Here is a 10,932-nt window from a genome sequence, read left to right on the forward strand (position 1 = left end):
CCCGCGAACTGTTGGAAAGTGTGCTGGCCCGGCGCCGGACGATCCTCGGGGAGGACCACCCGGACACCCTGTCCGCGGCCGCGAACCTCGCCATCACGCGGTGGTCGACCGGGGACTACGCCGGCGCCCGCGCACTGGGGGAAAGTGTGCTGGCCCGGAGCCGGACGATCCTCGGGGAGGATCACCCTCTGACCATCGGGGTCCGAGACGCGTTGGCGGATTTTGATAACGGCTGATTCTTCGACCTTTTGGAATTGTTGACGGATCCTGGAACGACCCGAGACAGCGTCCCGGCTGGCAAGCTGCGCGGGTCGGGCTGCCCGGGGAGCGAAGCGACCCGGTGCTGTCTCCCGGCTGCCCGCTGGCGTGCCCACTGCACGGTTTTCGTCTGCCGTTGGCGCGTCCGGTGCTGGTCTCCGGTGGTCGCATGGCTGCGCATCCCGAAACGTGCTTGGGCGTTCGGTGAACCTGACCGCGAAACAGAACCAGCATCGCGAATCCGTGCCGCTCGGTACGGCATGGATTCGCCTATCCGGAGGCGATCGGCCCGACCGGCATGCCCACAGGTCCTGGGATGCCTGGCGTACGTGCCATTCCTGACCTGGGTTGTGCGCGGTGGCGGGCTGGCGACGCGTCCGGCGAGCATGGCGCGCCAGCGCCACGCACAGCCGTCGCGCGGCGCGGCCCGCGCCGCGCCCTTGATGCGGCCCGTGCGGCTCACGGTGATCCCCATTCACTTTCGGCAACCGACCTGCCGGTCACGGCTCACGCTGCTTGACCTTCCGTCTTGATCTTGCGGAGAGGACCCGTGACCAAGCTTCTGCTGACTGTCGACGAAACTGCCGCGCTGCTCGGCGTCGGTCGTAGCACCATCTACGACCTGATCCGCGGACACCGGCTCGAATCCGTCCGCATCGGCCGCGCCCGGCGTGTTCCTCGTGCTGCGGTCCTCGCCTACGTCGATCGGCTCCGCGGGCTCTGCGACGGGGAGGCGGCGGCGTGATCGTAAGCAAGGCCGGTCCGGACCGGACGACCGGGTTTCGGCAACTCACCCTGATCGACCCATTGGCTCGCGGTCCACCCGGGATACGTCGCAAGCCCTCACAGCTCAACGATCAGTAAGCGGCCCCGGCGGGTGCTGGAACACCACACCGGGACCTCGATCCGCACCCTTCCAATTCAAGGAGCGCAGACCGTGATGCCTATCATTCCGCCTGACCTCGGCCTACCGCGCGACCCCTCCGACGGACAACCCTTCGTCCGCCTCAATGTCCCCGGCTACGGCTACTACGAGATGACCGTCAAGCCGGGCGCCGACCCCTTCGACATCGCCCGGACCGCCGTCACGATCCCCACCGACGCGGTCTTCGTCGAGGCGCTCGGGGATGTCGACGTCGTCTTGGTGTTCCGCGCGATCCCGGGCGCCGCGTTTTCGGCAACTCCCCCATCACACGGGCCTGGTCCGGCCGGTGGCTGGGTACCCGACGTTCTCCCGTATCGGACGGTTCCCGCCCAGCACCAGCCGCACTGACCGGTACCCGCGGTCCTTCGCACCCACCCCATTTCTTTTCCGTGCCTCTGGTAGGCGCACTACCTGCCGGGGAGCCGGACGGGTCCAGGGTCGGCGAAGCCGATCACGTAGTGACGCGTAGCGCCCTGGATGCGGCCGGTTTCCCGGCAGACCCTTCCGCGCCCAGAGGACCGGAACAGCCCCGACCGTCGGGCAGCCACGTCCCCGGCCAATATCCCCGATCTTCTCACTCAAGGAGTTCTTCTGTCATGCCCGACACACACGGAGCGCCCGGAAAACGCCGGGACCGCAAAAGACGCGCCAACGGCCAGGGGTCGATCTATCAGCGAGCCGACGGTATGTGGGTGGGCGCGGCGTATGTGCTGATGCCCGACAGCACGACGAAGCGGCGGCCCGTCTACGGCCGGTCCGAAGAGATCGTCCGGACAAAGCTCACCGAGCTTCAGGCCAACTCCGACCAGGGCATCCCGGCGGATGCCACCGGGTGGACGGTCGAGAAGTATCTGACGTACTGGCTCGCGCACACGGTGAGGCCCGCTGTGAAGCCTGCGACCTACCACGGATACGAGATGATGGTTCGAGTTCACATCTCCCCTGGCATCGGGAAGAAGCGCCTTAACAAGTTGACCGCCGCCGACGTCCGCCTGTTCCTACGACGGCTTGAAAAGACCTGCCTGTGCTGCAAGCACGGACGGGACAACGCACGACCTGCGAAGAGGCAACGATGCTGCGCGGTGGGCCGGTGCTGCGAGTCGGTGCCGTCCCGGCGGCTCGTGCAACAGGTGCATTCGGTCCTCCGCAACGGGCTGCAAGCGGCGGTCCGCGAGGAACTGCTTCGCCGTAACGTAGCCAAGCTCGTACAGGTGACAGCGCCCAGGTACGGGATCAATCGGGGCCTGACCGTCGACCAGGCTCGGGCACTGCTCGATGCGGCGGAGGGCAACCGGCTACGGACTCTTGTCGTGATGGCGCTCTTCCTGGGCCTGCGGCGCGGCGAGCTACTCGGGCTCCAATGGTCCGACATCGACATGACGCGCGGCACACTCACCGTCAACCAGACCCTTCAGCGAATCGGCGGCGCCCTGCGACTCGTCCCGCCGAAGACGGAAACCTCGGAACGGACGCTGCCGCTGCTCGGCATCGTGACGGATGCGTTGGAGCAACATCGCAAGGCGCAGGACGCGGAGCGCATGGCGGCCGGTGAACGCTGGCAGGAGTCCGGTCACATCTTCACCACAAAGATCGGTACTGTGATCGAACCAGGAAACCTGCGCAGAACCTGGGAGCCGCTGCGCCGGGCGGCCGGGCTCGACGGGGTCGTGTTTCATGGCCTGCGGCACACCTGCGTGACGCTCCTACTTGATCTCGGTGTGCCGCCTCACACCGTCCGGGACATCGCGGGGCACTCGGCGATCGAGGTCACCATGACGATCTACGCACACTCGTCCATGGCGGAGAAACGCGCGGCGTTGCGGAAGCTCGACGATCAACTGAGCTGAAGTGCGTTGCTACACCCGTTGCTACAGGGACGCCGTCCCGATCATCGCCGGGACGGTGTTTGTGATCGTGGGGGGTTCGGGGGGCTCGGCTCCCCGGTGGGCATCACGGCTGGTGGCAAGCCTGATCGGAGATCAACGAGCATGCGGAACCAGCTCGTGGGCGCGGCAGGGATCGAACCTGCGACCACTCGCTTGTAAGGCGAGCGCTCTCCCGCTGAGCTACGCGCCCCGGGCTCTCGTAAGAGTACGCAACATCGTGCCGTTGTGGGGAACCGGCGTGGGGAACCGGCGTGGGACCGGACTCCGCGCCGGCATGCGTTCCCCGCGACGTCCGACGGCGACGTCCACCCGGTCAGGTAGACGAGCCGATGTCGGCGCTCAGGTCACGGCCCGGCCCAGTACCCGTGCGAGGGCGGCCTCAACCTCGTCGCTGAGGCTGGGGGATGCGGCTACGGGCTGCCCAGGTCCGCTCCCCCGCGACACCCGCGGATCGGAAACCGAAAGATCCTCGGCGGGCGAGGCCGGCGAGACCTCCCGGCCGCAGTCCCGGCACGAGACGGCACCCAGGGCCTTGGCCAGATGCGTGGAGCCGCAGCCAGCGCACCGGTCAAGAATGTCCGACCATCCTGTCACCAGCTGGCACGGCGGACAGAACAGAACCTGTTCACCTTCGACTACCGCCCGTCGCCACGGACTGGATCCGCGCGCGGGATCGGTCTGGCGGATGTGACAACGAAAACACGGCATCGTGCAAGCACTAACTCCCTCACGTTCCCCCGAGGCCTCCGGGTGCGCGAAAAACCACAATCGCACACCCTTTGGCCAACCAGCTCCCTCAAGGCCTCCGGGTGCGCGAAAAACCACAATCGCACACCCTTTGGCCAACCAGCCCCCTCGAGGCGGATTACAGGGCCGCGAGCGCCTTGAGATATTCACCATGGTCGCGTGCTTCACCTGGTCCGTTGACAACAGTCCAGCGCACAGTGCCGTCCTTGTCGATGACGAAGGTCGCGCGCACGGCGAACCCCTTGCTCTCTTCCAGCACGCCATAGCTGCGTGCCACCTCACCGTGCGGCCAGAAGTCGGCGAGGAGCGGAAAGTCATAGCCCTCGCGATCGGCCCACACCTTGTGGGCGTAGGGCGAGTCGACCGAGACCGCGAGCACCTGCACGTCGTCGTTCTGGAACGCGGAGAGGTCGTCACGGACCGCACAGAGCTCGCCCTGGCAGATCCCGGTGAAGGTGAGCGGATAGAACAGGAGGACGACGTTGCGACGCCCGCGGAACTCCGAGAGCGTGACCTCCTCGTTGTTCTGATCACGCAGAGTGAAGTCTGGGGCGGCGGTGCCCACCTCTACGGCCACTGGTCAATCCTCTCGACGGAAGGCGGTGTCACGTTGCAGGCGGCGTCACGTTGGGAAAGGGCGGTCGGCCACCCGCACCCAGCATGCCACCTGATCAACGTTGGCATCCCTACGGCAGGCCGGACGGCTGCGCCGGCACCGCAATCGTGCGGAACCGATGTGTCCGGAGTCTCGTTTCCTGATGTCGCGGCCAGTAACATTTGCCTCGTTGCATCGCTCCGGGTAAAAATCCGCTACCTCGGTCCCAGTCGGCATGCCGGCTATCAGACCGGATGCGGACATGGGCGCGGACATGGACGCGGACCAAGCCCCGCCGGACGGAACCGTGCGCAATGACCGATCTTGACCCACCGGGGCAATACTGTTATCAGCTGTGGCCGGGCGACCGGCGGCACTCCGAACAGGGGAACGCAGTGACCGAGCAGACCTTCGGTCCGTACGGCCAGTCCGATCGGGGCCGGCAGCCATCCGGGCTTCAGCGCGTGAACGGGTACGGCCCGCCCCGATCCGGCCGCGCATACCCGACCTCGGCGACAGCCGTGCCCAGCGGCTACCCGCAGCCGACGGCCACCGGCATCCACGGCAAGCGCCGCAACCCCTGCGCCAGCTGGCTCGGCCTACCTTTGATCACTCTTGGTATCTACACCATCGTCTGGATCTACAAGACCAACAAGGAACTCAGCGAGTATGACCGACGAATCGTGGTCGATCCGACCCTCTCAGTATTCGCGGTGACCCTGGGTGTCCTCCTTCTCGCTCCGCCGCTCGTCGCCGTGTGGCGGTTGTGTGCACGCACACGCCAGGCACAACAATCAGCCGGCCTGCCTCCGTTGCGAACCGGAGTCGCGTTCACGATCTTTCTTCTCGGTTTCGGGCCGCTGAATCTCCAGAGTGAGATCAACCGCATCTGGGACCGGTACCCGACCGCGGTCGAAGGGCAGCAGGTCCCCTTGCCCGCCTGACCCGACCCACCGCGCTGCGCGCTGCCCCGGTCAAAAAACCCCCTCCGGCCCTGGCCGCCACCGGACCCAGCTGGCGGCCAGGGACCCAGGAAGCCCTACCGGTGCCGGACCCGCTGGGACTTCGGTGCGGCCAGCCGCATTCCGGCCCATTCCGCGGCGACGCTCACAGTGCTTGTCTGCACCAGGCCGACTGTCGGCACCGCCTCCAGGACGTCGCTGGGCTCGACATGCCCAGGCCTGCCGGCCTTCGGTGTCAGAAGCCAGATCACCCCAGCCTCGGACAGCTGGCGGCGCGCGTCGATGAGTGCCTCCACAAGGTCGCCGTCGTCGTCCCGCCACCACAGCAGTACGACGTCGACCACATCGTCAGAATCCTCCGGGACGAGTTCCGTTCCGCTGGCAGAGGTGACAGCACCTAGAAGATCACGGGCGATATCATCGTCTTCGTTGAGCGACTGAACCAGTACCCCTGGCGTGATACCCAGACGTTCCGCACGCCGCTGACCCTCGGCGTTCGCCGCGGTCGGACTCACCCTCAACAACCTCCTGCTCGTGTCAGCCGCACACGGACACGCTGTCCGCATGCAACGGCCGGGCAGCACGGCGGTCTCTCGATCCACCTACTGCCCGCATCGCCGTGGACCTAGTCCACCGGAGCACCCCCGGGCAGCGCAAGTGCCACGCCGGTAGTTGTGGACAAAGGTGTCGCTCTCGCCGTCTCATCCGGACAGGAACGAGAGCCGAACCGTGCGCTCGGGATTGTCCACGTTGAGATCAACCAATGCGATCGACTGCCATGTGCCGAGTAGCAGGCCGCCATCGAGGACCGGAACGGTCAACGACGGCGCTATCAGCGCAGGCAGGACGTGTGACCTTCCGTGACCTTTTGAGCCATGGGCATGCTGCCATGCGCGATCGGTGGGCAACAGGTCTGCGAGCGCGGCGAGAAGATCCGCGTCGCTGCCCGAACCGAGCTCAAGGACGGCGAGGCCGGCGGTCGCATGTGGGACGAACACGGACAGCAACCCATCCCCGCGACCGGTGACGAAGCGCCGCGCGGCAGCGGTGAGATCCCAAACACATTCCCCGTCGCCGGTGTGCACCGACACCGTCGTCGTCTCCATGGACCGCCCTTCGTGGTCACCTGCCGCCCACCGTCCGCACCATCCATTGTCTCCAACCGTTCCACAAAGCCAGCACAGCGGCGACACGACCCCGCCAGATCGGCGGCGGCGATGTGGCGGGGGCGGTTCTGCCCGGCTGATGCCGCTTCCGGCCCCGACCGCCGACCCGCACCCCTATCGCCAGGCGGCGAGGGTGGAGGGTGACGAGACCGCCCACACAGAGCACGATGGACGGGGACCCACTCGCGACCAAGCATGCGAACAACGACCAAGCGACGGCAGGGAGAACGCGTGGCGAAGGACAGCGGCAGGAGGTTCTCGGTCATCACCGACGGGCTTCCCAGCCAGTTGCCGGACATCGACCCGTCCGAAACCAGCGAATGGCTGGATTCCCTGGATGCGGTGATCGACGAGCAGGGCCGGGGACGGGCACGATTCCTCATGCTCAAGCTGCTGGAGCGGGCCCGAGAGAAGGCCGTCGGTGTGCCCGGGCTCACCAGCACTGACTACATCAACACCATTCCACCGGAGCAGGAACCGTGGTTCCCGGGCGACGAACACATCGAACGGCGCATACGCGCATATATTCGATGGAATGCGGCAATCATGGTGAGTCGGGCGAATCGTCCGGAATACGGCGTTGGCGGTCATATCGCCACGTATGCATCCAGTGCCGCACTCTACGAGGTCGGTTTCAACCACTTCTTCCGCGGCAAGGACAAGCTGACCGCAGGGCCCGGCGGCGACTCCGGTGACCAGATCTTCGTCCAGGGCCATGCCTCCCCGGGAATCTACGCCAGAGCCTTCCTCGAGGGCCGGCTGACCACCGGAGCTCTTGATGCGTTCCGCCGGGAGGGGGCGGCGGATGGACTTCCGTCATACCCGCACCCACGCCTGATGCCCGACTTCTGGGAGTTCCCGACCGTCTCGATGGGCCTCGGGCCGATCCATGCCATCTATCAGGCCCGCTTCAACCGATACCTGCTGAACCGGCGGATCAAGGACACGTCGCGCAGCCGGGTATGGGCCTTCCTGGGTGACGGCGAGATGGACGAGCCCGAGTCGATCGGCGCCCTCGGCATCGCCGCCCGGGAGGAACTCGACAACCTGATCTTCGTCGTGAACTGCAACCTGCAGCGTCTCGACGGCCCGGTACGCGGCAACGGCAAAATCATGCAGGAACTGGAGTCGCTGTTCCGCGGCGCCGGCTGGAACGTCATCAAGGTGGTCTGGGGCCGCGACTGGGACCCGCTGCTCGCCCAGGACACCGACGGAGTCCTGGTGCACCGGATGAACACGACGCCGGACGGCCAGTTCCAGACCTACACCACGTCGTCCGGAGCCTACATCCGGGAGCATTTCTTCGGCGCGGACGCGCGCCTGCGCCGCATGGTCAAGGACCTCTCCGACGACGATCTGCGCAAACTTTCCCGTGGTGGTCACGACTACCGCAAGCTCTACGCCGCCTACAAGGCCGCAACCGAGCATGCCGGCCAGCCCACGGTCATCCTCGCCCACACCATCAAGGGCTGGACGCTGGGCAAGGACTTCGAGGCCCGCAATGCCACGCACCAGATGAAAAAACTCAGCAAGGGTGAGCTGAAGGAGTTTCGCGACCGTCTCTACCTGGAGATTCCCGACGCCGAGCTGGAGGCGGACCTGCCGCCGTACTTCCATCCCGGCCTGGATTCGGACGAAATCCAGTACATGCGGGAACGGCGGGCCACACTGGACGGCTCGCTGCCCAAGCGGGTCGTACGGACGCGTCCCCTTCCGCAGCCGCCAAAATCGATCTTCGACGACCTGCGGCGCGGCTCGGGTAAACAACCGGTGGCGACGACCATGGCCTTCGTCCGCCTTCTCAAAGATCTGATGAAGACGAAGGAGATAGGCGCCCGATTCGTTCCGGTAATTCCGGACGAAGCCCGCACCTTCGGCATGGACGCCATGTTCCCGACCGCGAAGATATACTCGCCGCACGGGCAGCGTTACGAGGCCGTCGACCGCGACCTGCTGCTCTCCTACCAGGAGTCCGAATCCGGTCAGATGCTCCACGAGGGCATCAACGAAGCCGGCTCGATGGGCTCGGTCATCGCCGCGGGCACCGCGTATGCCACGCACGGGGTCCATATGATCCCGGTGTACGTCTTCTACTCGATGTTCGGATTCCAGCGGACCGGCGACCAGATGTGGGCGTTCGGAGACCAGCTCGGCCGCGGTTTCCTGCTCGGTGCCACCGCCGGGCGAACCACGCTCAACGGTGAGGGGCTCCAGCACCAGGACGGCCATTCGCTGCTGCTCGCGTCGACGAACCCGGCCTGCGTGGCCTACGACCCGGCGTTCGCCTTCGAGGTATCCCACATCGTCCGCGACGGCCTCGACCGGATGTACGGCGAGCGCGACGAAAACGTCTTCTATTACATGACCGTCTACAACGAGCCTTTCCCGCAGCCGGCCGAGCCGGCCGGGATAGACCCGGCACAGATTCTCGCCGGGATGTACCTGTTCCGACCATTCACCCAAACGGGGTTGGCCGCCCGAACGCCGGTGGACCTCGGGTCGGGAACCGTGCCCAACCGCGCGCAGCTGCTGGCGAGCGGTACCGGGATGCGGTGGGCGTTGGACGCGCAGGAGCTCCTCGCGAACGACTTCGGCGTGGAAACGGACGTGTGGTCGGTGACCTCCTGGAACGAACTGCGCCGGGAGGCTCTCGCCTGCGAGGAGCACAACCTGCTGAATCCGGATTCGGTGGAGCGCCGGCCGTATGTGACCCGCATCCTGGAAGGGGCACCTGGACCGGTCATCACCGTAAGCGACTGGATGCGTGCGGTGCCCGACCAGATCTCACGGTGGATTCCCCAGGACTACACCTCGCTGGGCACCGACGGATACGGCCGCTCCGACACCCGGGCGGCGCTGCGGCGCCACTTCCACGTCGACGCCCAGTCGATCACGGTGGCGACCCTGGAGGCGCTGGCCCGCCATGGCGCGGTCAAGGCGGCCGTCGTCGAGGATGCGATCCGTCGTTACGGGCTGCGCGAGTAGGACCGCTGCGGGCCCAGGGCCGGGCGCATGCCCGCCTGAGGTGACTGCCGGCATCCCGCGGTACCGGGATGCCGGCAGCAGGCGCTGTCGCGGCCTCACCCTGTCGCGGCCTCACCCTGTGGTGGCTCACCGGCCAAGGGATGCGTGCATCTCCCAGACCAGAATTTCCGCCGGCCCGGCCGGGGCACTGACCGCGAGCCCGTCGCAGTCTCGGATCCGGGCTGCGTCACCAGCCGCGAGATCGCCGACGGTCTCCACCGTGACCGTGCCGCGCGCGACGAACAGATGCACCCAGGGCGCGGACGGCAGCTGCACGCGGCCGGACCCGGGCAGTCGCGCACCGTGCAGGACTGCATTGTTCTGCCGAATGTCGACCGCCGCCTGCGAGCCGGCTCCGCCCGCGATCGCCACCAGACTGCCGGTCGCCAGAGTGTCCGTCACATCGATCTGGGCATAACCGGGGGTGATACCCGACGTGTCCGGAATAATCCACATCTGAATAAAATGAACCGTACCGGGATCCCCTGGAAAGCATTCGTGCACCCCGGAGCACGGTGCCGCGTTCATCTCCGCATGCAGGATCCCGGTGCCCGCGCTCATCCGCTGAACAACCCCGGGCCGGATCACACCGCTGATTCCAGTGGAATCGGTGTGCACAAGCTCACCCGCGAGGACCCAGGTCACGATCTCCATGTCCCGGTGCGGGTGGGCGTCAAAGCCGCCACCAGGAGCGACACGGTCGTCGTTGCTGACCAGCAGAAGGCCGAAATGGGTATTGGCGGGATCATAGTGGCGACCGAACGCGAACGAGTGGCGCGAGTCCAGCCACGGGTTTCGGGTCACGGCCCGGCCCTCCGAGCGCCTCACGGCAATCGCCGTTCCTCGCGACGTCGAGATATCAGTCACAGTCCCGCCCTTCCCTTTCCTGCTACCCACGCGCCCCTGTCCGCTACCATCGGTGCGGCTACGATCAGCGGGCGAGTTGTCGTAGAGTGCGTACGATGCACATCCGGCCAGCCCCACATCCGGCCAGACCATCGTCCAACGTAATCGCCCTCACCTCGGAGCCGGGACGGTCCCGACCAGTAGGTTCCAAAGGCCTCTGACGACGCGAGAAGTATGCCCATGAGGTCACTTCACGCTCGGACGAGCCCCCATTGATCGCACCGTCGTCGGCCCTCACAACCCCAGGGGGCCACGGGCCCGACGAAAGAGCTATGATCTCGGTACCTTTGCCCCTACCAACCCCCTCGGGGCCTTTGGCCAAGTGGCCCCGACGCAACGCGAGTGCCTCGCGAGGAGGCGATGTGACGGCTGCCGACAGCACGGCGGAACAGATGTCATCGGCCGCCAGCTACATGATTGCCACTTGGCGTTACCGCATGAATGCGAGGCCGTGAGATGGCCC

At 66.4% G+C, this 10,932-nt stretch carries 11 protein-coding genes and 1 tRNA gene; 6 read left to right on the top strand and 6 right to left on the bottom strand.

Annotated features, from left to right (window positions below; all coding sequences use genetic code 11):
- The 4 genes from U9977_RS21255 to U9977_RS21270 all read left to right on the top strand — a co-directional run.
- Window positions 1-236, top strand: a 236-nt coding sequence (locus U9977_RS21255) for a tetratricopeptide repeat protein (RefSeq protein WP_322751050.1), incomplete at its 5' end; no start/stop codon positions are given.
- 572 nt (window positions 237-808) lie between these two features.
- On the top strand, window positions 809-1,003 hold the full coding sequence (locus U9977_RS21260) for a helix-turn-helix domain-containing protein (RefSeq protein WP_322751051.1): 195 nt from the start codon (window positions 809-811) through the stop codon (window positions 1,001-1,003).
- Window positions 1,004-1,198: 195 nt separating this feature from the next.
- Complete coding sequence (locus U9977_RS21265) at window positions 1,199-1,531, top strand: hypothetical protein (protein WP_322751052.1); 333 nt, start codon at window positions 1,199-1,201, stop codon at window positions 1,529-1,531.
- A 248-nt stretch (window positions 1,532-1,779) separates the two neighbouring features.
- Window positions 1,780-3,030: a site-specific integrase gene (locus U9977_RS21270; protein ID WP_322751053.1), complete on the top strand. Its 1,251-nt coding sequence runs from the start codon at window positions 1,780-1,782 to the stop codon at window positions 3,028-3,030.
- A 157-nt stretch (window positions 3,031-3,187) separates the two neighbouring features.
- Here the strand turns inward: U9977_RS21270 and U9977_RS21275 are convergent.
- From U9977_RS21275 to U9977_RS21285, 3 genes are all read right to left on the bottom strand, one after another.
- Window positions 3,188-3,259: transfer RNA gene (locus U9977_RS21275), tRNA-Val, on the bottom strand.
- A gap of 149 nt (window positions 3,260-3,408) precedes the next feature.
- Window positions 3,409-3,663: a hypothetical protein gene (locus tag U9977_RS21280; protein WP_322751054.1), complete on the bottom strand. Its 255-nt coding sequence runs from the start codon at window positions 3,661-3,663 to the stop codon at window positions 3,409-3,411.
- Between the two features lie 271 nt (window positions 3,664-3,934).
- Complete coding sequence (locus tag U9977_RS21285; protein ID WP_322751055.1) at window positions 3,935-4,393, bottom strand: peroxiredoxin; 459 nt, start codon at window positions 4,391-4,393, stop codon at window positions 3,935-3,937.
- A gap of 332 nt (window positions 4,394-4,725) precedes the next feature.
- Between U9977_RS21285 and U9977_RS21290 the strand changes: the two genes are divergently transcribed.
- The gene (locus U9977_RS21290) at window positions 4,726-5,355 is read left to right on the top strand and encodes a DUF4234 domain-containing protein (RefSeq protein ID WP_322751056.1); all 630 of its coding nucleotides are present in this window, start codon (window positions 4,726-4,728) and stop codon (window positions 5,353-5,355) included.
- 95 nt (window positions 5,356-5,450) lie between these two features.
- On the opposite strand, the gene U9977_RS21295 is transcribed toward U9977_RS21290, so the two are convergent.
- Together U9977_RS21295 and U9977_RS21300 are read right to left on the bottom strand one after the other, a co-directional pair.
- Window positions 5,451-5,888, bottom strand: coding sequence for a DUF3052 domain-containing protein (locus U9977_RS21295; RefSeq protein ID WP_322751057.1), 438 nt, complete (start codon window positions 5,886-5,888; stop codon window positions 5,451-5,453).
- 186 nt (window positions 5,889-6,074) lie between these two features.
- Window positions 6,075-6,479: a YjbQ family protein gene (locus U9977_RS21300; protein WP_322751058.1), complete on the bottom strand. Its 405-nt coding sequence runs from the start codon at window positions 6,477-6,479 to the stop codon at window positions 6,075-6,077.
- 291 nt (window positions 6,480-6,770) lie between these two features.
- Between U9977_RS21300 and aceE the strand changes: the two genes are divergently transcribed.
- Window positions 6,771-9,524, top strand: coding sequence for a pyruvate dehydrogenase (acetyl-transferring), homodimeric type (aceE, locus tag U9977_RS21305; protein WP_322751059.1), 2,754 nt, complete (start codon window positions 6,771-6,773; stop codon window positions 9,522-9,524).
- A gap of 126 nt (window positions 9,525-9,650) precedes the next feature.
- On the opposite strand, the gene U9977_RS21310 is transcribed toward aceE, so the two are convergent.
- Window positions 9,651-10,391 (bottom strand): pirin family protein, encoded by a 741-nt coding sequence (locus U9977_RS21310; RefSeq protein ID WP_322751060.1) that lies wholly within the window; start codon window positions 10,389-10,391, stop codon window positions 9,651-9,653.
- Window positions 10,392-10,932 lie beyond the last annotated feature (541 nt).

Origin of the sequence: Protofrankia sp. Cas8 (assembly GCF_963555845.1) — a bacterium.
Taxonomy (GTDB): Bacteria; Actinomycetota; Actinomycetes; order Frankiales; family Frankiaceae; genus Protofrankia.